This window comes from Actinotalea lenta (genome assembly GCF_030586465.1).
In the GTDB taxonomy this organism is placed as follows: domain Bacteria; phylum Actinomycetota; class Actinomycetes; order Actinomycetales; family Cellulomonadaceae; genus Actinotalea; species Actinotalea lenta.
Window position 1 is genome coordinate 2,681,704 of sequence record NZ_JAUQYP010000001.1, and the last position, 24,764, is coordinate 2,706,467.

Annotated in this window: 20 protein-coding genes; 13 read left to right on the top strand and 7 right to left on the bottom strand. The window is 73.8% G+C overall.

Annotated elements, in window-relative coordinates; genetic code table 11:
- Positions 1 to 167: 167 nt before the first annotated feature.
- From Q6348_RS12850 to Q6348_RS12860, 3 genes are all read left to right on the top strand, one after another.
- The gene (locus Q6348_RS12850; protein WP_304601672.1) at positions 168 to 3,470 is read left to right on the top strand and encodes an EAL domain-containing protein; all 3,303 of its coding nucleotides are present in this window, start codon (positions 168 to 170) and stop codon (positions 3,468 to 3,470) included.
- Positions 3,471 to 3,486: 16 nt separating this feature from the next.
- Entirely contained in the window at positions 3,487 to 4,281 is a 795-nt protein-coding gene (locus Q6348_RS12855; RefSeq protein WP_304601673.1) for a putative protein N(5)-glutamine methyltransferase, read from the top strand.
- A 139-nt stretch (positions 4,282 to 4,420) separates the two neighbouring features.
- On the top strand, positions 4,421 to 5,383 hold the full coding sequence (locus Q6348_RS12860; RefSeq protein WP_304601674.1) for a sensor domain-containing diguanylate cyclase: 963 nt from the start codon (positions 4,421 to 4,423) through the stop codon (positions 5,381 to 5,383).
- Here the strand turns inward: Q6348_RS12860 and dnaG are convergent.
- Genes dnaG through Q6348_RS12875 form a run of 3 tightly spaced genes read right to left on the bottom strand, consistent with a single transcriptional unit; the run spans position 5,337 to position 9,024 of the window.
- Positions 5,337 to 7,235, bottom strand: a complete 1,899-nt coding sequence (dnaG, locus tag Q6348_RS12865) for a DNA primase (protein WP_304601675.1) — start codon at positions 7,233 to 7,235, stop codon at positions 5,337 to 5,339. The two genes, Q6348_RS12860 and dnaG, sit on opposite strands and share 47 nt — an antisense overlap.
- A gap of 17 nt (positions 7,236 to 7,252) precedes the next feature.
- Positions 7,253 to 7,774 (bottom strand): gluconokinase, encoded by a 522-nt coding sequence (locus Q6348_RS12870; protein WP_304601676.1) that lies wholly within the window; start codon positions 7,772 to 7,774, stop codon positions 7,253 to 7,255.
- On the bottom strand, positions 7,771 to 9,024 hold the full coding sequence (locus tag Q6348_RS12875) for a deoxyguanosinetriphosphate triphosphohydrolase (RefSeq protein WP_304601677.1): 1,254 nt from the start codon (positions 9,022 to 9,024) through the stop codon (positions 7,771 to 7,773). The genes Q6348_RS12870 and Q6348_RS12875 overlap by 4 nt, the downstream gene beginning before the upstream one ends.
- Positions 9,025 to 9,086: 62 nt before the next feature.
- On the opposite strand from Q6348_RS12875, the gene Q6348_RS12880 reads away from it, so the two are divergent.
- Together Q6348_RS12880 and Q6348_RS12885 are read left to right on the top strand one after the other, a co-directional pair.
- Complete coding sequence (locus tag Q6348_RS12880; RefSeq protein WP_304601678.1) at positions 9,087 to 10,313, top strand: NAD(P)/FAD-dependent oxidoreductase; 1,227 nt, start codon at positions 9,087 to 9,089, stop codon at positions 10,311 to 10,313.
- Positions 10,310 to 11,998, top strand: coding sequence for a glycoside hydrolase family 13 protein (locus Q6348_RS12885; protein WP_304601679.1), 1,689 nt, complete (start codon positions 10,310 to 10,312; stop codon positions 11,996 to 11,998). Before Q6348_RS12880 ends, Q6348_RS12885 begins: the two co-directional genes overlap by 4 nt.
- A gap of 9 nt (positions 11,999 to 12,007) precedes the next feature.
- Here the strand turns inward: Q6348_RS12885 and Q6348_RS12890 are convergent, their stop codons facing one another.
- From Q6348_RS12890 to dusB, 3 genes are read right to left on the bottom strand one after another with little or no spacing between them, the layout of a single operon-like run.
- Positions 12,008 to 13,417: a PQQ-binding-like beta-propeller repeat protein gene (locus Q6348_RS12890; protein WP_304601680.1), complete on the bottom strand. Its 1,410-nt coding sequence runs from the start codon at positions 13,415 to 13,417 to the stop codon at positions 12,008 to 12,010.
- Positions 13,418 to 13,476: 59 nt separating this feature from the next.
- A complete protein-coding gene (locus Q6348_RS12895) occupies positions 13,477 to 14,832 on the bottom strand; it encodes an outer membrane protein assembly factor BamB family protein (RefSeq protein ID WP_304601681.1) in 1,356 nt (451 codons plus the stop codon).
- Between the two features lie 49 nt (positions 14,833 to 14,881).
- Positions 14,882 to 16,036, bottom strand: a complete 1,155-nt coding sequence (gene dusB / locus Q6348_RS12900) for a tRNA dihydrouridine synthase DusB (protein WP_304601682.1) — start codon at positions 16,034 to 16,036, stop codon at positions 14,882 to 14,884.
- A gap of 84 nt (positions 16,037 to 16,120) precedes the next feature.
- Between dusB and Q6348_RS12905 the strand changes: the two genes are divergently transcribed.
- Complete coding sequence (locus Q6348_RS12905) at positions 16,121 to 17,338, top strand: YibE/F family protein (RefSeq protein ID WP_304601683.1); 1,218 nt, start codon at positions 16,121 to 16,123, stop codon at positions 17,336 to 17,338.
- A gap of 18 nt (positions 17,339 to 17,356) precedes the next feature.
- Here Q6348_RS12905 and Q6348_RS12910 read toward each other — a convergent pair whose 3' ends face one another.
- On the bottom strand, positions 17,357 to 18,736 hold the full coding sequence (locus Q6348_RS12910; protein WP_304601684.1) for a glycine--tRNA ligase: 1,380 nt from the start codon (positions 18,734 to 18,736) through the stop codon (positions 17,357 to 17,359).
- 129 nt (positions 18,737 to 18,865) lie between these two features.
- Between Q6348_RS12910 and Q6348_RS12915 the strand changes: the two genes are divergently transcribed.
- From Q6348_RS12915 to Q6348_RS12945, 7 genes are all read left to right on the top strand, one after another.
- Positions 18,866 to 19,777 carry a metal ABC transporter substrate-binding protein gene (locus Q6348_RS12915; RefSeq protein ID WP_304601685.1) on the top strand — a complete coding sequence of 304 codons (912 nt, stop codon included), beginning with the start codon at positions 18,866 to 18,868 and terminating at the stop codon, positions 19,775 to 19,777.
- 56 nt (positions 19,778 to 19,833) lie between these two features.
- Positions 19,834 to 20,601, top strand: coding sequence for a metal ABC transporter ATP-binding protein (locus Q6348_RS12920; protein ID WP_304601686.1), 768 nt, complete (start codon positions 19,834 to 19,836; stop codon positions 20,599 to 20,601).
- 5 nt (positions 20,602 to 20,606) lie between these two features.
- Positions 20,607 to 21,494 (top strand): metal ABC transporter permease, encoded by an 888-nt coding sequence (locus Q6348_RS12925; protein ID WP_304601987.1) that lies wholly within the window; start codon positions 20,607 to 20,609, stop codon positions 21,492 to 21,494.
- The gene (locus Q6348_RS12930; protein ID WP_304601687.1) at positions 21,494 to 21,919 is read left to right on the top strand and encodes a Fur family transcriptional regulator; all 426 of its coding nucleotides are present in this window, start codon (positions 21,494 to 21,496) and stop codon (positions 21,917 to 21,919) included. Before Q6348_RS12925 ends, Q6348_RS12930 begins: the two co-directional genes overlap by 1 nt.
- Before the next feature lie 134 nt (positions 21,920 to 22,053).
- The gene (locus Q6348_RS12935) at positions 22,054 to 22,821 is read left to right on the top strand and encodes an electron transfer flavoprotein subunit beta/FixA family protein (protein ID WP_304601688.1); all 768 of its coding nucleotides are present in this window, start codon (positions 22,054 to 22,056) and stop codon (positions 22,819 to 22,821) included.
- A 10-nt stretch (positions 22,822 to 22,831) separates the two neighbouring features.
- Positions 22,832 to 23,809 carry an electron transfer flavoprotein subunit alpha/FixB family protein gene (locus Q6348_RS12940; RefSeq protein ID WP_304601689.1) on the top strand — a complete coding sequence of 326 codons (978 nt, stop codon included), beginning with the start codon at positions 22,832 to 22,834 and terminating at the stop codon, positions 23,807 to 23,809.
- Positions 23,806 to 24,735: a cytochrome b/b6 domain-containing protein gene (locus tag Q6348_RS12945; RefSeq protein ID WP_304601690.1), complete on the top strand. Its 930-nt coding sequence runs from the start codon at positions 23,806 to 23,808 to the stop codon at positions 24,733 to 24,735. The genes Q6348_RS12940 and Q6348_RS12945 overlap by 4 nt, the downstream gene beginning before the upstream one ends.
- Positions 24,736 to 24,764: the final 29 nt, after the last annotated feature.

Genomic DNA, 24,764 nt, shown 5'->3' on the forward strand with positions numbered 1-24,764 from the left:
TCCCCCCCGGAGGCGCAGGGGACCTACGGCCTTGACTGCACCTGGCCGCCCCGGGCCGACGGCGAGACGGGCAGCCATCGGCTCCCTGAGCCGGTCTCCCGGATCCGCTCAAGGCCGCCCCAGGCCGGTCGACTGTTCTGACGGGACCCGAGCCGAAGGAGCCGATGGTGCACCGTCCGACCGTCCTCGTGCTGTCGCCGAGCACCGGGCGGGGCTACTTCGGGGAGGTGCTGAGCGGAGTTGCCCAGTCGCTCGCCGAGCAGGACGGGCGCATGGTCATCGTGCAGACCCTCGCCCTCGGGCTGCACGGCGAGAACCAGGGAGCGCTGCCCGACTTCCACCTGCCCGTGGGGTGGGAGCTCGCCGACGCTGCCATCGCGGTCGTCGGCGCCGTGCCGGACCTCTACCTCACCTCGCTCCAGGCGGCGGGTGTGCCGGTCGTCACGGTGAGCACCCGCCAGGGAGGCGACCCGACGCCGTGCGTCATGCCCGACAACGAGGCCGGCGCGGCTGCCGCCGTCGAGCACCTGGTCGCCCACGGGCATCGCAGGATCGGCTTCGCCGGGAACTTCGCGCAGGCCGACATCGTCGCCCGTCACCGCTCCTACGCCGCGGCCCTCGCCGCGCACGGCCTGGTCCCCGGGGAGCCGTACCGGATCCCGGACAACGAAGAGCTCGGCGGGACGCGTGCCGCCGAGGCGTTCCTCGCGGACCCCGCGCGTCCCAGCGCGATCCTGCTGGCCACGGACCGCAACGCGCTCACCTTCCTGCACGAGGTCCGGGCGGCAGGAGTGCGGGTACCGCAGGACGTCGCCGTCGTCGGCTTCGACGACGCCGAGGCCGCGGCGTTCAGCCGTCCACCGCTCACCAGCGTCCGCCAGTCGTTCCACGACGTCGGGCGGCGCGCCGGGGACCTCGCCCTGTCCGCAGCACGAGGTCGACCCGTCGACGGCGGGGATCACCTGGTTCCCGCACAGCTCGTGCCCCGCGAGTCCTGCGGGTGCGACGCGGACCGCCCGGGCCAGGCCCCGGTCCCCCGGTCCGCCGGGCAGGTGCCCGCAGTCACCCTCGCCGGCGCCCTCGCGATGACCCCGCGCCTGTCGCGACGCGCCGCGCAGGAGCACGCGCAGACCCTGACGACGGCGTTCACGGAGGCGTTGGGCGGCTCCGCGCAGGAGCGGCGCAAGGCCCTGGCCACCCTCACCTGCGTGCTGCGTGACCTCGAGCTCTCCCCGCCGGCGCTGCGCGGCGTGGTCCGCCTCCTGCACGAGCAGATGCCTGCGCAGACCTCCGACGCGGCTGCCGCGGCCGTCGCCCGTACCCTGAGCACCCTGGAGGCCGGGAGCTTCGTGGCCGAGCACGTGGCGTCCGAACGCGACTTCGCCGACCAGTTCGCGGTCGACACCGGACTGCACGGCACGGACGCCCCGGACCCGCGCAGCCTGGCCTGGCTCGCACCCACCCGGGTGCGTGCGGCCGTGCTCGGGCTCTGGGAGGACGGCGTCGAAGGTGGGCCCGTGACGGTTGCGGGCGTGCACGACGCAGACGGACGGATGCCCGACCTCCTCGGCACGTCCGTGAGCACGCATCGGTTCCCGCCGGTCGAGCTGCGGCAGCTTGCGGAGCCCGCACAGGCCGAGGTCTGCGTGGTGGTGCCGGTCCGCACGCCGACCCGGCCATGGGGCCTGCTCGCCCTCGTGGCACGCATCGAGACCGCGTCCGCGCGTGAGACGTTCCACCACTGGGCGACCCTCCTCGGCGCCGCTCTGGACCAACGAGAGCTCCAGGAGGGCCTGCACGCCTTCGAGCAGCGCTACGCCGCGGTGGCGCGCGCGATGCACGAGGGGCTGTGGGAGTGGAACCTCGAGTCGGACTCCCTGTACCTCAGCGAACGTTGCCAGGAGCTGCTGGGCACCGACTCGGCGGCGACCAGTGCCGACGCGTTCGACAACGTCGAGGCGGCCGACCGGGTACGGCTGCGCTCGGCCCTGTCCGAGGCGATGTCCGCCCGGGACAACGCCGTCGAGGTGGCGGTCCGTGTCCGCACCGGCGACGGCGATCGGTGGCTGCAGCTGCGCGCCGTGGGCCTGGGCCACCAGGACGGCCCGGTCCAGCGGCTCGTGGGTTCCGTGGGCGACGTCGACAAGCGGATGCGGCTCGAGGAACAGCTGCGCACCGCCGCGTTGTACGACCCGGTCACCGGGCTGCCCAACCGGCGGCTCTTCCTCGAACGCCTCGAGGTGGCAGTCCGCCAGCACCGCCGCCGGCCGAACCGGACCTTCGCGGTGCTGTTCGCCGACCTCGACGGCTTCAAGCTGGTCAACGACTCGCTCGGCCACCTCGCCGGCGACGAGCTGCTCCAGGTGGTCGGTCACCGCATCAGCCGCGAGCTGCGCGAGGGCGACACGGCGGCGCGGTTCGGTGGTGACGAGTTCGCCGTCCTGCTGCACGACGCCGACCCCGACCACCTCCTGGCCGTCGCGGACCGCCTGCAGCGCTGCATCGCCGCGCCGCAGACGCTGGGGGGCGAGGAGGTGGCGGTGGGCGCGAGCATCGGCATCACCACCTCGCAGACCTCGCACGCCGACGCCGAGGACGTCCTGCGTCAGGCCGACATCGCGATGTACCACGCCAAGGCCTCCGACCGGCGCAGCGCTGCACTGTTCGACGAGTCCATGACCACCACCGTCACCGATCACCTCCGGCTGCGAGGACAGCTGCGGTCCGCCCTGGCCCGCCGCGAGTTCCTGGTCCACTACCAGCCGATCGTCCCGCTGCACGGGGGGCCGACGGTCCAGCTCGAGGCCCTGGTCCGGTGGGACCACCCGGACCGCGGCCTGCTACCGCCGGGGGCGTTCCTCGGCGCGCTCGAGGAGGGCCCGGGCGTCGTCGAGCTCGGCGCCCAGGTGCTCGACACCGTCTGTGCGCAGATCGCCCGGTGGCGCGAGCGTGGGCACGAGGTGACCGTCGCCGTCAACGTCTCCCACCGGGAGTTCTGGGGCGACGGGTTCGTGGAGCGCGTCAAGGACACCCTGCACCGGCACGGGGTGCCCGCCCGGTACCTCGTCCTGGAGATCACGGAGACCATCGTGATGACCGAGGTCCAGTCGGCGCGCGCGATCATGACCCGGATCCGCGACCTGGGCGTGCGCCTGCACGTCGACGACTTCGGCACGGGTCAGTCCTCGCTGCATGCCCTGCGCAGCTTCCCGGTGGACGCCCTGAAGATCGACGGCTCGTTCTGTGCGCGGCTCCTCGACGATCCGCAGACGGCCGAGCTCGTCGCGGTCATCGTGCAGATGGGGCGCGCGCTGGGCCTCGAGGTGATAGCGGAGTGGGTCGAGACCCGCGAGCAGGCGGACCTCCTGCAGGCGATGGGCTGCGCCCTCGCCCAGGGTTGGCTGTACTCCGCCGCCGTGCCGGCCGAGCAGGCCGAGGCGCTGCTGGGGGTGCGGGCGTCGCTCACCTGACGCCTACGCTGCACCGGTGGATCTCGTGGCACGACTGCGCAGCGCCGGCTGCGTGTTCGCCGAGGAGGAGGCCGCGCTGCTGCGCGCCGAGGCCTCGGACGCCGAGACGCTGGAGCGGTGGGTGGCGAGGCGGGTGGCGGGTGAACCACTCGAGGTCGTGCTCGGTTGGGCCGCGTTCGCGGGCCTGCGCCTGAACGTCGCACCGGGCGTCTTCGTCCCCCGGACCCGCACCCGGCTGCTGGCCGACCTCGCGGTGCGGCATCTCGCGGACCGGCCCCGCCCCGTGGTGGTGGATCTGTGCTGCGGGACGGGCGCGGTCGGGCTGCTCGTCGCGAGCCGCGTGCCCGACGTCCTGCTGCACGCCGTGGACCTGGACCCCGCCGCGGTGGCGTGCGCCCGGCAGAACCTGTCCTCCGTGGCGGGCACCGTGCACCTCGGCGACCTCGACGCGCCGCTGCCCGACGCGCTGCGCGGCCGCGTCGACGTGCTGCTCGCCAACGCGCCCTACGTGCCGACCGACGCGATCGCAGCCATGCCGCCCGAGGCGCGTGACCACGAGGCCCGGACCGCCCTGGACGGCGGCACGGACGGGCTGGACGTGCTGCGCCGCGTGGTCGCGCGGGCGCCCCGCTGGCTGGCTCCCGACGGCGTCCTGGTGGTGGAGTGCGGCGAGGACCAGGTGGGCGAGCTCGCCCAGGCCGTGTCGGCCGCCGGCCTGCAGCCCCGTGCGGTGCGAGCTCCCGACCTGGGAGCCACCGCACTCGTGGCGGCGCCACGGCCGTCCCCGGTCCCGGGACCGCCAGGGACGTAAGGCCCAGGGACCGCGACCGCCCCCGGCTACGGTGCGCCAGGGACGGGTCCCCGCACGCCTGAGGTGCGGAGCGTCACCGGCATCATGGATGCGGGGCAGCCCCAGCCTCGCCTCCCCGTCGCCCTGCCGAGGAGGTGCCGTGCCCGGCGAGCACCCCTGGGTCGACCCCGAGTCGGTCCTCGCGTCGATGAGCGATGCGGTCTACGTGGTGGACGGCGACCGGCACATCACCTACTGGAACGACGCAGCGACCCGACTCACCGGCTACCGCGCCGAGGAGATCGTGGGTACCGCCTGCCCGGACGGCCTGCTGTCGCACGTGGACGGGGACGGACGGCACCTGTGCGGCGACCGGTGCCCGCTGCAGGAGACCATGCTCGACGGGCAGCGGCGCGAGGTACGGGTCTTCCTGCACCACCGCGACGGGCACCTCGCGCCCGTCCACGTCACGGCCGCGCCGCTGCGCGACGAGGACGGGCGCATCGTCGGCGCCGTGGAGACCTTCCGCGACGACGCCGACTTCCGCAGCGCACGCCGTCGCGCCGCCCGCCTCGAGCGCCTCATCCGGCTGGACCCGCTGACCGGGCTGTCGAACCGTCGCGACCTCGACGAGTGCCTCGCGGAGCGCGTAGCACGCCAGGCCGCCGACGGCACGGCCTTCAGCGTCCTGATGATCGACCTCGACCGGTTCAAGGGCGTCAACGACCGCTACGGCCACGAGACCGGGGACCGCGCCCTGGTGGCCATCGCCGAGACGCTCCTCGGCGCGGTCCGCTCCGACGACCTGGTCGCCCGGTACGGCGGTGAGGAGTTCACCGTCGTGACCGAGGTGGCGGACGCCGACGAGCTCGAGGCACTGGCCGACCGGCTGCGGGCCCTCGTGCACGAGGCTCGGATCGACACCGCTGCGGGCACCATCTCGGTCACCGCGTCGATCGGCGTCGCGATCGCGCAGCCGGGCCAGACTCCCGCCGAGGTGCTGGCGCGCGCGGACCGGGCCCTGCTCGCGGCGAAGGCCGCCGGTCGCGACCGCACCACGGTGGCGGGCGGCCGGGTCACTCCTCGCTGCGCAGGGCGCGACGCAGGCCCTCGAGCGCGATGAGCCGCGCGAAGGCCTCGGCATAGCCCTCGTCATCCGGCGCCATGCGCTGCAGCCGGCCTCGGGCATCGGCGATCCGACGGGTCAGGCCGAGCTCGACGAGCCGCCGCACCACCCCGCCGACGTAGCCGCCGATCGCGTCCGCGCGGTCCTCCGGGAGCGGGGTCACGGCCAGCTCGGCCACCAGGGGCGCCACCGTCGAGGCAGCCTCCTCCCGCACGGCGTCGAGCCACGCGACCGGGTCCGAGGCGGCCGCCACGCCGCCTGCCGCGCGGATCGCCTCGTGCACCGCTCGCAGGGCGGGCACGGTGAATGCGTCCGCCTCGAGCTGGTCGAACGCCGCCGCACCGGGCGCGCTCGGGTACTGCAGCACCGCCTCGAGCACCTGGCGCTCGAGCGTCGCGACCGGATCGCGCCGGTCGGGACCGGCCGGACGCCCGCTCTCCGCGCGAGGCTCCGGCCCGGGGACCCGGTCGTCGTCGCGCCGCCCACCCTGCCGCCCGGCCGCCGCCACGGCACGCTCGACCGCCGAGCCCTCCATGCCGAGCCAGCCCGCGAGCAGCCGGCTGTACTCCGGGCGCAGGGCGGTGTCCCGGATCCCGGCCACCACCGGAGCGGCGGCGCGCAGGGCGGCCACCCGCCCCTCCGCGGTGTCCAGGTCGTGGCGGCTCAACGTGGAGCGCACGACGAACTCGAACAGCGGCTGGCGCCCGGACACCAGGGCGACCACCGCATCCGGTCCTCGAGACTGGCGAAGCTCGCACGGGTCCATGCCGCCCGGGGAGATCGCGACGAACGTCTGGGCGTAGAACCGCTGGTCCTCGCCGAACGCCCGCAACGCAGCCTTCTGGCCGGCCTCGTCCCCGTCGAACGTGAAGATCACCTCGCCGCCCAGGGAGAGCCCCGAGGACAGCTGCACGCCCGCGCCGGCCGACGTGTCACCCAGCAGACGTCGCACGATCCGCGCATGGTCGGAGCCGAACGCCGTCCCGCACGTCGCCACAGCCGTGCGTACGCCCGACAGGTGGGCGGCCATCACGTCCGTGTAGCCCTCCACCACGACGACCTGCTTCGCCTTGGCGATCTCCCGCTTGGCGAGGTCGATGCCGTACAGCACCTGCGTCTTGCGGTACAGCGGCGTCTCCGGGCTGTTGAGGTACTTGGGGCCCTGGTCGTCGTCGAAGATCTTCCGTGCCCCGAACCCGACGGTGTCGCCGGTGACGTCCCGGATGGGCCACACGAGCCGCCCGCGGAACCGGTCGTAGGGCCCCCGGTTGCCCTGGGACATCAGGCCGCTCGCGGTCAGCTCCCCCTCGGTGAACCCGCGGCCCCGCAGGTGCCGGAGCAGGTGGTCCCACCCCCGGGGGGCGAAACCCACCCCGAAGTGCTCAGCGGCCTCCCGGTCGAAACCGCGTTCGGCCAAGAAGCCCCGGGCCGGAGCGGCGTCGGGGGTGATCAGCTGCTCGGCGTAGTACGTCGCCGCCGCGCGGTGCGCCTCCAGGAGTCGCTGACGTCGTCCGGGCTCCTCCCCCGGACGCGGGGCTCCGCCTTCCTCGTACCGCAGCTGGACGCCCACCCGGCCGGCGAGGTGCTCGACCGCCTCGGTGAACCCGAGCCCGTCGATCTTCTGCAGGAACGAGATGACGTCACCGCCCTCGCCGCAGCCGAAGCAGTGCCACAGCCCCACCTGAGGTCGGACGTGGAAGGAGGGGGTGCGCTCGTCGTGGAACGGGCACAGGCCCTTCATCGAGCCGACTCCCGCGGGGCGGAGCGTCACGTGCTCGCCGACGATCTCCTCGATCCGGGCCCGTTCGCGGACCGCGGCCACGTCCTCGCGACGGATCCGGCCTGGCACGCCGCGAGTCTAGGCGCTCAGGTGGGACCGCCGAGCCCGTCCACCGCGTCGCGGGCCAGCTGCTCCGGCCCGCGCGTCGCGTCCAGCACCAGGACGTGCTCACCCGGCCCGGGGGGCTCCAGGGTCGCCAGCTGCGAGTCGAGCAGGTCGGCCGGCATGAAGTGCCCGGGCCGATGGGTGACCCGCGCCTCGAGCACGTCCCGGGGCGCGTCCAGCAGGACGAACAGGACCTCACCGTCCGCCTGGTCGAGCACGTCGCGATAGACCCGGCGCAGCGCCGAGCAGGCCAGCGCGGTCGGCACGCCCTCGGCCGCCCGCGCCGTCATCCAGTCCCGCAGCCGTTCCAGCCACGGCCAGCGGTCGTCGTCCGTCAGCGGGACGCCGGCCGCCATCTTCGCCTTGGCCGCCGAGGAGTGGAACGAGTCCGCATCGGCGAACCGACGCCCGGTCGCGTCGGCCAGGCTGCGAGCCACCGTGGTCTTGCCCGCACCGGAGACGCCGATGACGACGACGTGCGCAGGGGCACCGGCGCGCGTCACGGCATCGTCCTGGCGCGCGGGTTGAGCAGCCGTGCGTGCCACTCCGCGGCGGAGACGTCGGTGAGCGAGGCGACCTGGTCCACCACGACGCGCAGGCGGGTGCCGTCGTCGTCCGCGGCCCGCCAGTCCGCGGCGAACGGAGGCTCGAGCGCGACCGGTGCACGCGCGACCAGCACGGCGACCAGCTCCGTGACCAGCTCGCGCTGACGTCGGTACAGCGGCTCCGACTCCCGGGGCGCCATCACGTACGTCGCGGCCAGCCCCTTGAGAGCCAGGATCTCCGCCGTCGTCGCCGGGGGCACCACGAGCCGGGCCGCGTACCGGGTCAGCGCACCGCCGCCGTGCGCGGCACGGGTTGCCGCGATCGCGGCGTCGACGAACCGTCCGATCAGCTGGCTCGTCATGTCCTTGAGCGCCGCCAGCGACCGCCGCGAGCCGTCGAACCGTGCCACCCACACCGGGGTCTGCGGGAGCCGGAGCATCGCCGCGTCGAGCTCGCCCGCCGTGGTCGTGGTGCCGTACCAGGTGTGCACCTGCTCGACCACGGCGGCGCGGGCCCCGGCATCGGCGAGCACGCCCAGGTCCAGGCGACCCGAGACCACGGCATCCTCGACGTCGTGCACCGAGTAGGAGACGTCGTCCGCGAGGTCCATCACCTCGGCCTCGAGGCACCGCACCCCGTCCGGCGCGCCGTCCCTCAGCCAGGCGAACACCGCGGCGTCATCGGCGTACACCCCGAACTTGCGCGCGGACGCGCGATCCGGTGCACCCCCGGCCGGCCAGGGGTACTTGACCGACGCGTCCAGGCTCGCCCGGGTCAGGTTGAGCCCGACCGACCGGCCGTCCGGGCCGGTCACCTTCGGTTCGAGCCTGGTCAGCAGACGCAAGGTCTGGGCGTTGCCCTCGAAGCCGCCGATCTGCGCGGCCACCTCCGCGAGCGCACGTTCGCCGTTGTGCCCGAACGGCGGATGGCCCAGGTCGTGCGCAAGGCAGGCGGTGTCGACCACGTCCGGGTCACAACCCAGGGCCTTGCCCAGCTCCCGCCCGACCTGAGCGACCTCGAGAGTGTGGGTCAGCCGGGTCCGGACGAAGTCGTCGCTCGCAGGACCCAGGACCTGGGTCTTGGCGCCGAGCCGGCGCAGGGCGGAGCTGTGCACCACGCGCGCGCGGTCGCGCTCGAAGTCTGTGCGCTGCTCGGACTTCGGGGGCTCGGCGACCGGGCGGGCGCGATCGTGGTCGCTGTAGCCCATGACGCCACCCTAGCGAGGCGTGGCCGGGTGGCAGCCGCGACCAGGCGCACTAGCCTGCCCCCATGCCTGACGTGGTGGTGGTGGGCGCCGGCCTGGCCGGGCTCACGGCGGCGATCCGGCTCGCCGACGCGGGCCTCGAGGTCGAGGTGCTGGAGGCCGCGGACCGGGTGGGTGGGCGGGTCGCCACCGACATCGTGGACGGGTACCACCTGGACCGCGGCTTCCAGGTGCTCAACACCGCGTACCCCCGACTGCGGCCCTACCTCGGGGACCTTGACCTTCGCGCGTTCGCTCGCGGCGCCGAGATCGTCACCGACGACGGGCGCCACCGGGTCGGTGACCCCCGCCAGGGCCTGACGCTGGGCCTCGACCTGCTCCGCGGCCCGATCGGTTCCCTCGACGGCGCACTGCGGCTGGCGCGGCTCAGTGCGCGAGCCCTCGGCCCGGTGCACCCACTGGTCACCGGGCCGGACCTGTCCACCGCCGCCGAGCTCGAGCGTCGCGGGATCGACGGCCCGCTCGTGGACAGCTTCCTGCGGCCGTTCCTGTCCGGCGTCTTCGGCGAGCGCGAGCTGGCGACCTCCGCGCGGTTCTTCCTCCTGGTGTGGCGCACGTTCCTGCGCGGCACGGTGGCGGTGCCGTCCGAAGGGATGGGGAGCCTGCCGGCGGTGCTCGCGGCCCGGCTCCCGGCGGGCGCAGTCCGCCTCGGCGTCCGCGTGCGGGAGGTCACGGCCGACGGTGTGCGCACCGACGACGGCGGCGTCGCGGCCCGCAGCGTCGTCGTCGCCACCGACCCGCACGCGGCCGCGGACCTGCTGCCCGGCCTGCGCCGCCCCCAGATGCGTCGGCTCGTCACCTGGTACCACACGGCGCCGACGGCTGATCCCGCACCGGACCCGATGATCGTGCTGGACGGACGCAGGGCCCGCGGACCCGTGGTCACGAGCGTGGTGATCTCCGACGTCGCCCCTCGGTACGCCCCGCCCGGACGCAGGCTCGCTGCGACCACGGTGCTCGAGGACGTGCCGGCGCAGGTCGTGCGTCGACAGGTGGCGGAGCTGCACGGCGACTCGGGCTGGGAGCACCTGGCCACCGTCGACGTGCCGCACGCGCTGCCCGCTGCGACGCCGCCACTCGTGGTCCGCCGGCCCGTCCACCTCGGCCCGGGCCTGTTCGTCGCAGGTGACCACCGGGACACGCCGAGCCTCCAGGGTGCGATGGCGTCCGGAGCGCGAACGGCGTCGGCCGTCCTGGCGGAGGTTGCAGGGATGTCAGACTTTCCGGCATGACGGCCACCTCCCCCGCGACCACCCTCGTCCATCCCGCGTCCCCCGCCGGCCCGTGGTGGCGCGATGCGGTGGTCTACCAGGTCTACCCGCGGTCCTTCGCGGACGGCGACGGCGACGGCATCGGTGACCTGCCCGGCGCGACCACCCGCCTGGGCCACCTGGCCGAGCTCGGCGTGGACGCCGTGTGGGTGTCGCCGTTCTACCCGTCCCCGCAGCACGACGCGGGTTACGACGTCGCGGACTACCGCGACGTGGACCCGATGTTCGGGGTGCTCGCCGACGCCGACGCCTTCGTCGCCGAGGCGCACCGGTATGGCCTGCGGGTCTTCGTGGACCTCGTACCCAACCACACGTCGAGCGAGCACGCCTGGTTCCGGGCGGCGCTGACCGCCGGGCCGCGTAGCGCGGAACGCGACCGGTACCTGTTCCGGGACGGGCGCGGACCGGCTGGTGCGCAGCCGCCGAACAACTGGCGCTCCACGTTCGGCGGACCCGCATGGACCCGGGTCACCGAGCCCGACGGGACGCCGGGCCAGTGGTACCTGCACCTGTTCGACGAGACCCAGCCGGACCTGGACTGGACCAACCCGCAGGTCCGGGCGGAGTTCGAAGCGGTGCTGCGGTTCTGGCTGGACCGGGGCGTCGACGGGTTCCGGATCGACGTCGCGCACGGCATGGTCAAGGCTCCGGGGCTGCCGGACCTGCCCGAGGCGTCCGACGACACCGACCCCCGGCACCACCAGGGCCCGATGTGGGACCAGGACGGGGTGCACGAGATCTACCGGTCCTGGCGCGCCGTGCTCGACTCCTACGACGGCGACCGGGCCATGGTCGCCGAGGCCTGGGTCACCCCCTTGTCCCGGCTGGCCCGCTACGTCCGGCCGGACGAGGTGCACCAGTCGTTCAACTTCGCCTTCCTCACCAGCCGGTGGGACGCGGCCGAGCTGCGGACCGTGGTGACCGAGTCGCTCACCGCGATGGACACCGTCGGCGCGACCACCACGTGGGTACTGTCCAACCACGACGTGGTGCGCCACGCGACCCGCCTGGGGATGGCGGACCCGGGGTCATTCGGATCCGGGATCGGTGCCGACGACCCGCAGCCCGACCTCGAGCTGGGCCTGCGTCGGGCGCGGGCGGCAGCTCTGATCATGCTCGGCCTGCCCGGTTCCGCCTACCTGTACCAGGGCGAGGAGCTCGGGCTCCCGGAGCACACCACGCTGGACGACACCGAGCGGCAGGACCCGGTCTGGGAGCGCACCGGCCACACGCAGAAGGGACGCGACGGGTGCCGGGTGCCGCTTCCGTGGGAGGCGGACGCCCCGGCCTACGGGTTCTCGCCCACCGGGGCGTCCTGGCTGACCCAGCCCGCCGTGTTCGCCGAGCGCGCCCTGGACCGCCAGCGCGGCGTCGCGGGCTCGACGTACGAGCTGTACCGCGCGGCCCTCGCGCGACGCCGCGAGCTGGCGGTCGGGTCGGGCTCGCTCGCGTGGGTCGAGGACCTGTGCGGAGCCACCTCGATGGCCTACCTCAACCGCGACCTGCTCGTCGTGGCGAACCTGGGCGGCGAGCCGGTCCAGGTGCCCGACGGCTACCGGGTGATCCTGCGCTCGGACACGGCAGGCGCGTCAGGCGGGAGCGAGGTGCCGGCGGACACCACCGTGTGGGCCGTCCCGCTGACCTGAGCACCCCGCTCAGCGGGCCTCCTCGCCGAGCACCACGAGGGTGCCATCGGCCACCTGCGCGACGCGGTTCGCGGGCAGGGGGACGAGCCGGGACGGGTCGTCGAGGGCGGACGGCCAGGTGGTGACGACCGTGCCGTCGTGCAGGTCGTGCACCGCGATGCGGGTCCCCCCACCGTCGTGCTCCGCGACGGCCAGCCGTGCGCCGTCGCTCACCGCGGCTCCGGCGCGGGGCTGGTCGACCCCGGTGTCCTGCCGCCAGAGCACGACACCCGTCGCGGCGTCCACGGCGATGACCGCCCCGGGTGACGCCCCCTCCCCGGTGGCCACTGAGGTCAGGGCGATCACCCCGGCCATCTGCAGCAGCGGGAAGCTTGCCCCCGACATCCGCCACCGCACGTCCCCGGTGGCCGCATCGACCCCCAGGAGCGCCCCCGCCGAGGAGTACACCGGGACCACGTCGCGCGACCACGGGTCGTCCACCGACGGCGGCAGGTAGTAGCCGCCGACGCTCCAGCGCTCGGTCCCGTCGGCCCCCGTCGCGACGGCCGACGCCGCGAACCCGTCGGCCGCCCACACGGTCGCCACGTCGCCGCCGTCCCGCATCGGGCGTCGCTCGAAGGTGAGATCGGTCGCGGTGGCGTCGATCCGCTCACCCGTGGCGGGGTCGAAGGAGTAGCGCCCGGACAGCGTGGTCGCCACCAGTCGGTCACCGATGGCGAACATCGAGCCGATCCCGCCGTCGGCCGCGCTCACCGTGACAGACCACTCGGCCGACCCCGTGAGCAGCGACCACGACGAGACCGTCCGCCCGCCGCGTGCGGAGTCGGCGACCCCGACCAGGTGCGCGCCCAACGCGACGACGCCGACGTCCGCGTCGCTCACGTCGGGCTCGCCGACCACCCGACCGGTGACGGGGTCGAGGATCACGGCGCTGGGCTCCTGGCCCTCGCTCACGAGCCCGAGACACACCACGCGGGACCGGTCCGCGGGCAGCACCTCGGTCCCCCGCCAGGAGACCGGGTCGACGTCGTCGACGTCGTTCAGGGTGCACCGCCCCCCGTCGTGGCGCCAGGCCGTCGAACCGTCCTGCCAGGCCAGACCGCGCGCCCCCGTCCCGTCCGCGCCCCCCGTCACCAGCACACCCGGCACCGTGCCCAGCACCTCACCGGCGTCCGCACGCCACAGCTCGTGGCGGGGTATCCGCAGGTCACCGGTCAACCCGGTGACCGGCAGTCGCCCGGCCAGATCCGCGCGAACCGCACCGCCGGTACCCACGGCGACCGCGCCGACGGTCGCGAGCGCCGCCGTGACGGCGGCCCAGCGCCGCAGCGACCACGGGGGGCGGGGCGGACGGCCGTCACCGTCCGAGAGGGGATCCAGCTCGTCGTCGAGCTCGACCTCGATCAGGTCGCCGGGCACGGATCCAGCGTACGGGCCCGTGGCGCGCGGCACCGTCCCGGGCCGATCGCTGCGTCGACCTAGGGGCCGAGCACGACGGTCCGGATGCCGTCCGAGAGCAGGATCGTGCCGTCCGGACCGGGCACGGGTGCGCCGTCCCATCCCCACCCGCCGAGCATCCGCGTGTCCGACGGCGGGGTCAGGTTCAGCCCGCCGACGCGGTACCTGACCACGGCGTGACCGTCCCGCAGGTCCCTGACCACGAGCTCGTCGTCGGTCACCGAGCGCACCAGCACGAGCTCACGGTCGCTCACCGCGACGAGGTGCTCTCCCGCGGACGGCACCCAGAGGGTCTGCCCCGTGCGGTCGTCCAGCACCCGCCCCGGCGTGCCGTCGACGGCCACGACCCCCGGGACGTGCACCAGCATCCTCCCGGTCGACGACCGCCACAGCTCGCGCCCGGTCGCCGCGTCGAGCGCGACGAGCTCTCCGTTGTCCATCGCCTCGACCACGAGCACCGAGCGCGCCGCCGGATCCTCAGCACCCGAGGCGACGTAGAAGGCGTCCTCCTTGGCCCACAGCGTGGCGCCCGTCGGGTCCAGCGCGCTGAGCCGCATCGAGCCGTCGACCCAGGTGGCGGTGATCGTGATCCCGCCCGGTGCCTCGACCGTCGCGACCGTCTGCCCCGCGGACGCCCCCGGGTGCACCGCACCCGTGGTGAGGTCGATGGCCACGGCCGTCGAGCCCTCACCCACGATCAGCGCGGACTCGGAGAGCCCGTAGCCGCCCGACAGGTCGACGTCGTAGTGGCGCGACCAGCGGGGCTTCCCGTCCCTCAGGGACCAAACGCTGACGGTCACCCCTGCGCCGCCCGGCGAGTCCGGCTCGACGTCGACCCAGAGGTCCCCGAGGGCGGCACCTCCCCCGGCGGGCAGCGTCACCAGCGTGGCGCCGGTGGCCGCGTCGACCACCTGGGTGTGCATCGGGCCGCCGAACGGGTCGGTGACGTCCTGGCACACGACCCGCTGCGGAGTCGCCGGGTCGCGCGTGCCGGTCGACCCGATGGGCTGGCAGAAGCCGGCGTCGACACGCCACGCCGTGGAACCGTCCTGGAGCCGCGCGGCACGCACCCCCGTCCCGGTGCGGCTCAGCAGCAGCACGTTGCCCCCGGCCAAGCCGAGCACGTCCTCGTCCGAGATCTCCCACAGGATGTGCCTGGGCACGGACAGGTCCGTCGTGAAGCCCAGCAGGCCGCCGCGTCCGGCCCGGCTCGCGGAGTCCGTCGCGGTGGCGGCCGAAGCCGCGGTGGCCAGCACGGCCAGCACCGCGGCCAGGCCGCCCCAGCGGCGCAGAGACCACGGCCGTCGCGGGCGCCCACGTGGCGTCGACCCGGGCGGCTCGTCGTCGAGCTCGACCTCGATCAGCTCCCCTGCCACCCCTCCAGGCTAGGCCGCCCGCCCACCTCACGGGGTCCGGCCACCGGGGTCACCCCCCGGAGACGCTGAGCTCCGCCTCGTCCAGGGCCCGGCGGAAGTCCGCGTCCAACGTGCGCGAGGCCAGCCAGCCCTCGGGCAGCACGGGGCGCTTGGGTCCGCCACCGCGGCCCCGGTGACCTTCGGCAGGCTCCCCGGGATAGGGCTGGTCCAGATCGAGCCCGGCCAGCAGCGCGTCGAGCTCGTCCAGCGTGGACACCATCGCCAGGGCCCGTCGGTGCTCACCGCCCACGACGTAGCCCTTGAGGTACCAGGCCATGTGCTTGCGCAGCTCTCGCATCCCCCGCTCCGGCCCGAGGTCGGCGATCATCAGCTCGGCGTGCCGCCGGATGGTCGCGGCCACCTCGCGCAGCCCCGGCCGCACACGCTGCGGGGAGCCGTGGAAGGCCGCCGCCAGGTCGGCGAACAGCCACGGGCGGCCCTGGCAGCCGCGACCCACGACCACGCCGTCGCAGCCGGTCTGCGCGACCATCGCCAGGGCGTCCTCGGCGGACCACAGGTCCCCGTTGCCCAGCACAGGCACGTCCAGGTGCTCCTTGAGCCGCGCGATCGCGGTCCAGTCCGCCGTGCCCGAGTAGTGCTGGGCCGCAGTGCGCGCATGCAAGGCCACCGCCGCCACGCCGGCGTCCTGGGCGATCCGGCCGGCCTCGAGGTAGGTCAGGTGCTCGTCGTCGATGCCCATCCGCATCTTCACGGTCACCGGCACCCCGTGCGGTGCGGCAGCCGCCACCGCGGCGCTGACGATCGAGGTGAACAGGTCGCGCTTCCACGGTAGTGCCGCTCCTCCGCCGCGTCGGGTCACCTTGGGCACCGGGCACCCGAAGTTCAGGTCGACGTGGTCCGCGCGGTCCTCCGCGGCGATGATCCGGACCGCGGCGCCCACCGTGGCCGGGTCCACGCCGTAGACCTGGACCGAGCGCGGTGTCTCGTCGGGGTCGTGCGCGATGATCCGCAGCGACTCCGGGGTGCGCTCGACGAGCGCCCGGGAGGTCACCATCTCCGCCACGTAGAGCCCCGCGCCGTGCTCGCGGCACAACTTGCGGAAGGCGCGGTTGGTCACGCCCGCCATCGGGGCCAGCACGACCGGGGTGTCGATGGTCAGCGGCCCGAGGCGCAGCGGCGGCAGCAGGTCGGTGGTCGTCGTCACCCCACGATTCTCCCATCCTCCACCAGCGGCACCCACCCCCGGGGTCCGGACCTGGGCCGGCGGCGGGTGCGGGATGATCAGGAGGTGCCACGCCGACCCGACCGCACCTCGCTCCTGCTCGCTGCGATCCTGGTGCCGTTCGCGCTGGCGACCGCCCTGGGCCTGGTCCTCCTGCGCCCCACGGGCGCGCAGCACACCACCGGGGTGGTGGACACCGGCGCCGACTACCCGCTGGGCACCGTGGTCGCCGCGACGGACCAGAGGTGTCAGGGCACCAACGAGGACCGCCTGCCCGACGGCACGATCCCGGCCACGGTGCCGTGCACCCAGGTGACCGTCGCGCTGCGCTCGGGCAGACAGGTCGACGTGTGGGGGCCGAGCGGCTACGACGCCGCGAGCCTGCCCGCCGGGACGCGGGTGGTGATCATGCACTTCCCCGCGTCGGACGGGCAGCGCGAGACCTTCGTGTGGCACGACTTCGACCGCACCGTGCCGTTGGGGGCTCTTGCCGCGGCGTTCGCGCTGGTCGTCGTGGTGGTCGCGGGAGTGCGCGGGCTGCGGGCGCTGGTCGGGCTGGCCCTCGCGTTCGGCGTGATCGGCTGGTACATGCTGCCCGCGCTGCTCGACGGGCGGAACCCGGTCGCGGTGGGCCTGGTCGGTGCGGCGACGATCATGGTCGTGGTGCTGTACCTCGCGCACGGCTTCTCCCGCCGGACCACGACGGCACTGCTGGGGACGTTGGCGGGACTGCTGGTCTCCGCGGGGCTGGGCACGGCCGCCGCCGTGACGACGCACCTGACCGGCATCGCTACCGAGGACGGCTACCGCCTTGCGCAGCTCACCGGGCAGCTCGACGGCACCGCGCTGCGCGGGATCGTGGTGTGCGGCATGGTGCTGGCCGGGCTCGGCGTGCTCAACGACGTCACCATCACGCAGGCGTCGGCCGTCTGGGAGCTGCACGCCGCCGCACCGCACGCGGACCGCCGCACCCTCTTCGGCCGCGCGATGCGCATCGGGCGGGACCACATCGCCTCGACGGTCTACACCATCGCGTTCGCGTACGCCGGTGCGGCGCTACCGGTCCTCATGCTGCTCGAGATCTACCGCCTGCCGCTGGCCCAGACGATGTCCAGCGGGGCGTTCGCCGAGGAGATCACCCGCACGCTGGTCGGCTCGATAGGCCTCGTGCTGGCCATCCCGCTGACCACGGCGCTCGCCGTCGCGGTGGTCAGCGCCGCACCGCCGCACGGTCGGCACTCGCGCCCCGAGCCGACGGCGCACCACGCCGCCGAGCTCACCTGAGGCTCACGACTCGAGCGGTCAGGCCCCGATGAGCCGCTCAGCCAGGTACCGCGCGACCTTGTCCAGCGCCACGCGCTCCTGCGACATCGTGTCGCGCTCGCGGATCGTCACCGCGTGGTCCTCGAGCGAGTCGAAGTCCACGGTCACGCAGAACGGCGTGCCGATCTCGTCCTGCCGGCGGTAGCGGCGCCCGATCGCGCCGGCGTCGTCGAAGTCCACGTTCCAGGCCTTGCGGAGCTCGGCCGCGAGGTCCCGCGCCACGGGCGACAGGCTCTCGTGCCGGGAGAGCGGCAGGACGGCGGCCTTGACGGGAGCCAGCCGCGGGTCGAGGCGCAGGACGGTGCGCACGTCCACACCGCCCTTGGTGTTGGGCGCCTCGTCCTCGGCGTAGGCCTCCGTGAGGAATGCCATGAGCGACCGGGTCAGGCCCGCCGCAGGCTCGATGACGTACGGGATCCAGCGCTCGTTCTTGGTCTGGTCGAAGTAGGACAGGTCCTGCCCCGAGTGCTCCTTGTGGGTGCTCAGGTCGAAGTCGGTGCGGTTCGCGATGCCCTCGAGCTCACCCCACTCGCTGCCCGTGAACCCGAACCGGTACTCGATGTCCACGGTGCGCTTGGAGTAGTGCGAGAGCTTCTCGGCCGGGTGCTCGTACAGCCGGAGGTTCTCCCGGGAGATGCCCAGGTCGACGTACCAGTCGCTGCGCGTGTCGATCCAGTACTGGTGCCACCGCTCGTCGGTGCCGGGCTCGACGAAGAACTCCATCTCCATCTGCTCGAACTCGCGGGTGCGGAAGATGAAGTTGCCGGGCGTGATCTCGTTGCGGAACGACTTGCCGGTCTGCGCGATGCCGAACGGTGGCTTCTTGCGCGCCGCGCTCATCACGTTGGCGAAGTTCACGAAGATGCCCTGCGCGGTCTCCGGCCGCAGGTAGTGCAGCCCGGACTCGTCCTCGACCGGGCCGAGGTAGGTCTTGAGCATCATGTTGAAGTCGCGCGGCTCGGTCCACTGGCCGCGGGTGCCGCAGCTCGGGCAGGCGATGTCGCCCAGGCCGTTGGCCGCGGGGTGCCCCTTCTTCTCCTCGAACTCCTCGAGCATCTGGTCCTCGCGGAACCGCTTGTGGCAGGACAGGCACTCGGTCAGCGGGTCGTGGAACGCCTTGAGGTGACCCGACGCGACCCAGACCTGACGCGGCAGGATCACCGAGGAGTCCAGGCCGACGATGTCCTCGCGGCTGGTGACCATGGCCTTCCACCACTGCCGCTTGATGTTCTCCTTGAGCTCGACCCCGAGCGGTCCGTAGTCCCACGCCGAGCGCGTCCCGCCGTAGATCTCGCCGGACGGGAAGACGAAGCCCCGGCGCTTGGCGAGGTTGATGACGGAGTCCAGACGAGAGGCCACAGCAGCTCCAGAGGTTCGGCCCGCACGTGGCTCGCGCGGGCGGTCAGCGCTCCAGGCTACCGGGCACGGCGGGGTGAGCAGGACCGCTAGAGTTGACAACGGTTCTCATTACTGTTGAGAATCGCGCTCATGAAGACTCGCCCGTCGGCCCGCGCGGCCGCAGTAGCCTCGGTCGCCGCCTTGGCGGTGCCGCTCGCCGGGTGCTCGACGTCGTCGCCCGGCCAGGGCGCCGGGATCTCCGTGGTGGCCGAGGTCTACCCGCTGGCATGGATCGCCGAGCAGGTGGGCGGTGGCCGCGTCTCGGTGGCCACCCTCGTGCCCGCCGGCACCGAGGTGCACGCCTTCGAGGTCTCCCCTCAGCAGGTCGACGAGCTGGGCCGGGCGGACCTGGCCGTGGTGTCCCGCGAGGTCTCCGCCGCGGTGGACGACGCCGTCGCCACGAACCCACCGGACCACGTGGTCGACGCGGCGGACCTGGTGACCCTGCGCCCCGCGGCGCAGGACGGGCACCCCACGGGCACCGAGACGACGTTCGACCCGCACACCTGGCTGGACGTTCCCGGCTTGCCGGCCGTCGTGGACGCCGTGGCCCGGACGCTCACGCAGATCGACCCCGAGGGCGCCTCGACCTACGGCGAGAACGCGGCAGCCCTCGACGAGCGCCTCGCAACGCTGGACGGCGACTACCGCACCGGGCTGTCCTCGTGCGAGCAGACCACGTTCGTCGTGACCCACCCGGCCTTCGGTTACCTCGCCGACGCCTACGGGCTGACCCAGGTGGGGGTGTCCGGCTTCGACGAGGACACCGAACCGTCACCGGCCCGGGTGGCCCAGGTCGCCGACACCGCGCGGCGAGCCGGCGTCACCACGGTGTTCGTCCCGGACACCTCGAACCCGAAGGTCGCGGACGTGATCGCCTCGGACCTCGGGATCACCGTGTCGACCCTGTCCACCATCACGGGGGCCGACGCCGGCCAGGACTACATCTCGCTCGCCGAGGCCAACCTGGCCGCCCTGCGCGCCGGACTGGGCTGCTCGTGACCGCCCGGCCCGCAGCACCCCGTGGGGACGCGTCACCCCATGAGACAGTGACCCCCATGGTTGCCGGCACCGTGCTGCGCGCGCGCGGCGTCGACGTGTCCCTGGGCGGCCGCCGGATCCTGGCGGCCGTCGACCTGACCGTCCGACCGGGCGAGGTGGTCGCGCTGCTGGGCGCGAACGGCTCCGGCAAGTCGACGCTGGTGCGCGCCGCCCTGGGCGTCGTGCCGACCTCCGCGGGCGAGATCCGACTCTTCGACCAGCCGCTGGCGTCGGCCCCGTGGAGGCGGATCGGGTACGTCCCACAGCGCATCCCCGCCGTCACCGGCGTGCCGACCACGGCGTGCGAGGTGGTGCGCGCCGGGCTGCTGTCCGGGCACAGGCTGCGGCGGGGAACCCGCGCCCAGGCCGTCGCGGCACTGGACGCGATGGGCATGGCAGCCCTCGCCCACCGACCGGTGCAGGAGATGTCGGGCGGCCAGCAGCAGCGGGTGCTGATCGCCCGCGCCCTCGTCCGCGAGCCGGACCTGCTGGTGCTCGACGAGCCGACCACCGGGATCGACCTGGGCACCATCGAGACCTTCGTGGCCACGATCGACCGGATGCGTCGGGCCGGGACCGCTGTCGTGGTGGTCCTGCACGAGACCGAGTCGTTCGCGGCGATGCTCGATCGCGCCGTCGTGCTGCGGCACGGACGCGTGGTGCACGACGGCCCTCCTCCGCCCGCGCGGGCGGAGCACGCGCGACCCGAGCACGAGCACGCGCACCCGCACCCGGTCGAGCCCGACGGCGTGCTGGGCGACCTGGTCGGAGGTGGTGACGCGTGATCGAGATGCTGACCTCCCCGCTCATGCAGCGTGCGCTCGTCGCAGCCGTGCTGGTCGGGGCCACCGCCCCGGTGGTCGGCACCTTCCTCGTGCAGCGACGACTCGCTCTCCTGGGGGACGGCATCGGCCACATCGCACTCACCGGCGTGGCCACCGGCTGGCTCGTGGGGGCGCTGGTCGGGCTCACACCCGCCGACGCGCTCGCGCTCCCCGGCGCGATGCTGGTCGCGGTGCTCGGCGCGGTGGGGATCGAGTGGGTGCGGGCCAGGGGCCGGATCACCGGGGACGTGGCCATGGCCATCCTGTTCTACGGCGGTATCGCCGGCGGCGTGCTGCTCATCAAGGTCGCCGGTGGCACCAGTGCCAACCTGATGAGCTACCTGTTCGGTTCCATCGCGACCGTGTCGACGACGGACGTCGGGTGGACCGTCGCCCTGGCCGGCCTCGTCCTGGCCGTGGGTCTCGGACTGCGGGGCGCGCTCTTCGCGGTGAGCCACGACGAGGAGTTCGCCCGTGCCAGCGGGCTTCCGGTGGGACTGCTCACGTCCGTCCTTGCGGCGCTGGCGGCTCTGACCGTGACGGTCGCGATGCGGGTCGTCGGGCTCCTGCTGGTCTCCGCGCTGATGATCGTCCCCGTGGCCACCGCTCAGGTCGTCGCGCGGTCCTTCGCCCGTACCATGGCTCTCGCCAGTGCCATCGGCGCCGCGGTGAGCGTCGTGGGGCTGGTCGTGACCTACTGGCAGGACCTGCCCCCAGGTGCGGTGATCGTCGTGCTGGCGATCGTCGTGTACGCCGTGACCACCGCGGTGCAGCACCGGCGACACCGACCTGACCCGACCGTCGACCCGCACCCCGACCTGGACGACGACGTCCGGGTGGAGCAGGAGGCCTGATGCAGCGAATGACGCGCCAGCGCTCGGCCGTGACGGAGGCCCTGGACGAGCTCGACGACTTCCGCTCGGCGCAGCAGCTGCACGAGCTGCTGCGCGCGCGGGGAACCGAGATCGGCCTGGCCACGGTGTACCGCACGTTGGCAGCCCTCGCGGACGAGGGCGTCGTGGACGTGCTGCGGACCTCCGACGGTGAGCAGGTGTTCCGCCGCTGCGCCCGCAGCGAGCACCACCACCACCTGGTGTGCCGGCAGTGCGGCCGGGCCGAGGAGATCGACGGTCCCGGGGTCGAGGCCTGGGCGGACCGCACAGGCGCCGCACACGGCTTCAGCGCCATCGAGCACACCGTCGAGCTCACCGGCGTGTGCGCGGACTGCCGGGCTGCGCAGGGTGGACTGAGCTCCGGTCCCGGCCCCCACGACGACTGAGCGCCCCGCGGCTCGCGCGAAAAATACCTAGTACTGCGGTTACCTGATACCAGCAGACTCGGATACAGTGGCGTCGAGCCCGGCACGTCGAGCGGCGACCCGCACCGCGCGTGGCAGGCGACGGAGAGTGGTCGATGAAGATCGCAGTGCTCGTCAAGCACGTTCCCGACACCTACGGCGAACGGCGCCTGGACCCCGCCACGGGGTGGGCGGATCGCACCGCAGGCGACCAGGTGATCGACGAGATCAGCGAACGCGCCGTCGAGGTCGCCCTCGCGCACAAGGACCAGGACCGCTCCACCGAGGTGGTGGTCGTCACCATGGGTCCGCCTCAGGCGACGGACGCGCTGCGCAAGGCCCTCGCCATGGGCGCCGACCGCGCCGTGCACGTGCTCGATGACGCCCTGGCGGGAGCGGACCTCATGGTCACCGCCACCGTGCTGGCCACCGCGCTCCGCCCCGAACGGTTCGATCTCGTCATCGCGGGCAACGAGTCGACGGACGGCCGCGGCGGGATGCTCCCGGCGCTGCTGGCCGAGATGCTCGGCCTGCCGCTGCTGTCCGCCCTGCGCACGGTCGGCCTCACCGAACGCGAGGTGAGCGGGACGCGGATCACCGACGCGGCGTCGACCCAGGTCCGCGCCCAGCTCCCGGCGGTCATCTCGATCACCGAGCAGCTGCCCGACGCCCGGTTCGCCGGCCTGCGCGGGATCATGGCCGCCAAGCGCAAGCCGCAGGCCAAGCTCACGCTGGCCGCCCTGGGGCTCGAGGAGCCGCGCCCCCGCACGGTCGTCACCTCGACCACCGCCGTGCCAGGTCGGACAGGCGGACCCCGGATCGAGGACGACGGGTCCGCGGCCCGGCAGCTCGCGGACTTCCTGGCCGACCGGCACCTGATCTGAGGAGACCACCGTGACACCGATCCTCGTGCACGTCGAGCTCGGCGCCGACGGGCGGGTCGCCTCGTCGGCCGCCGAGCTGCTCGCCGCCGCGGCCCGCCTAGGGGACCCGGTGGCCGTCGTCGTCTCGGCCGACGACCCCGCGCCGCTCGTCGCCCAGCTCGCCGAGCAGGGCGCGACCCGCGTCGTGACCGCGACCACCCCGGCAGCGGCGACCCTGCTGTCCACGCCCGCGGCCGCTGCCCTGGTGGCCGCCTCCGCGTCCGAGCCGCCGGGCGCCGTGCTGGTGGCCAACACGGTCGACGGGCGCGACGTCGCTGCACGGGTGGCCGTCCGACTGGCCGGCGGCCTGCTGGCAGACGCGGTGGACGTGTCCGCCGGCCCCGACGGCCCGGTGACCGCACACACCGCCTTCGGCGGTGCGTGGACCACGACCGCCACGGTGGCCTCGGGACCGGCGGTGATCACGCTGCGACCCGGCTCGGTCCCCGACCGGCTCGATCCCGCGGACCCCGTGGTGAGCACCGTCGAGATCGACCTCGACCCGGCCCGCGACGGCGAGGTCACCGCGAGCGAGCCGGTGCAGGTCAGCACGTCCCGCCCAGCGCTGCGGGGCGCATCCGTCGTGGTCTCCGGCGGGCGGGGCATGGGCTCCGCGGACGCGTTCGGGCTCGTCGAGCAGCTCGCCGACACCCTGGGCGCAGCCGTCGGTGCCTCGCGCGCCGCCGTCGACGCCGGCTACGTGCCGCAGTCCTACCAGGTCGGCCAGACCGGGGTGACGGTCTCCCCCGAGCTGTACGTCGCCCTGGGCATCTCCGGCGCGATCCAGCACCAGGCGGGGATGTCCACCTCACGCACCGTTGTCGCGATCAACACCGATCCCGACGCGCCGATCTTCGACATCGCCGACCTCGGCGTGGTCGGTGACCTGTTCACCGTGGTCCCCGAGCTGATCCGGCAGATCGAGGCGCGTCGAGCGGGGGGCGCGTGAGCACGGCGCCCACGACCCGGCGGTTCAGCGGGCTCTCCGCCCGAGCCCGCTGGGTGGTCGGCGCGATCGCAGCCGTCACGGTGCTCGTCGCGCTCGTGGTGCTGGCCCGGTGGGCGTGGGGCCTGGCCGGCGTGCAGGACTTCGTGGCGCGCTACCCGGGTGTGGCCACCGGCGCGACGCGGACGGGGACCCCGGCCTGGGTCGACATCCTGCACTTCTTCAACCTCTTCCTCATGGCCCTGATGATCAAGTCGGGCCTCATGATCCATCGGACCCGCAGGCCCGCCGCGCACTGGACGCGGCGCGGCCGAGCCCTGCTCGCGCGCTCGCGGACTCGGCCGGCCACGATCACTCTCGAGCAGTGGTTCCACGTCTCGCTTGACCTGACCTGGCTCGTGGTGGGCGCGACGTTCGTCGTCCTGCTGTTCACGTCCGGACGCTGGGTCCGGCTCGTGCCGACGAGCTGGGACGTCGTGCCCAACGCCCTGTCGGTGGTCCTGCAGTACCTGTCGCTGCACTGGCCCCAGGAGAGCACCTGGGTCGCGTACAACGCGCTGCAGATGCTCACGTACTTCGTGACCGTGTTCGTCCTCGCACCGATCTCGGCCGCCACCGGGCTGCGGCTGTCCGAGCTGTGGCCCAAGCAGGCCGCGATCAACCGGTACTACCCGATCGAGCGAGCCCGGGCCGTCCACTTCCCGACGATGTGGCTCTTCGCCGCCTTCATCGTCGTGCACGTGGCGATGGTCATGGCGACCGGAGCGGTCGCCAACCTCAACCACATGTTCGGCGCCCGCCCCGGGGACTCCCTCGTCGGCGTGCTCGTGTTCACGGCGAGCGCCGTCGTCGTGGCCGGCGCGTGGCTCGCCGCGCGGCCGGTCCTGCTGCGCCCGCTCGCCGCCCTGACCGGGAAGGTCACCCGCTGACCCCACCGCACCCACCGTCTCACCGAGGA

Excerpts from the sequence above, each read along its gene's own strand:
- Q6348_RS12875 (WP_304601677.1), bottom strand. The coding sequence starts at position 9,024 with ATGGGCTACAGCGACCACGATCGCGCCCGCCCGGTCGCCGAGCCCCCG.
- Q6348_RS12880 (WP_304601678.1), top strand. The coding sequence starts at position 9,087 with ATGCCTGACGTGGTGGTGGTGGGCGCCGGCCTGGCCGGGCTCACGGCG.
- Q6348_RS12885 (WP_304601679.1), top strand. The coding sequence starts at position 10,310 with ATGACGGCCACCTCCCCCGCGACCACCCTCGTCCATCCCGCGTCCCCC.
- Q6348_RS12915 (WP_304601685.1), top strand. The coding sequence starts at position 18,866 with ATGAAGACTCGCCCGTCGGCCCGCGCGGCCGCAGTAGCCTCGGTCGCC.
- Q6348_RS12920 (WP_304601686.1), top strand. The coding sequence starts at position 19,834 with ATGGTTGCCGGCACCGTGCTGCGCGCGCGCGGCGTCGACGTGTCCCTG.
- Q6348_RS12925 (WP_304601987.1), top strand. The coding sequence starts at position 20,607 with ATGCTGACCTCCCCGCTCATGCAGCGTGCGCTCGTCGCAGCCGTGCTG.
- Q6348_RS12930 (WP_304601687.1), top strand. The coding sequence starts at position 21,494 with ATGCAGCGAATGACGCGCCAGCGCTCGGCCGTGACGGAGGCCCTGGAC.
- Q6348_RS12935 (WP_304601688.1), top strand. The coding sequence starts at position 22,054 with ATGAAGATCGCAGTGCTCGTCAAGCACGTTCCCGACACCTACGGCGAA.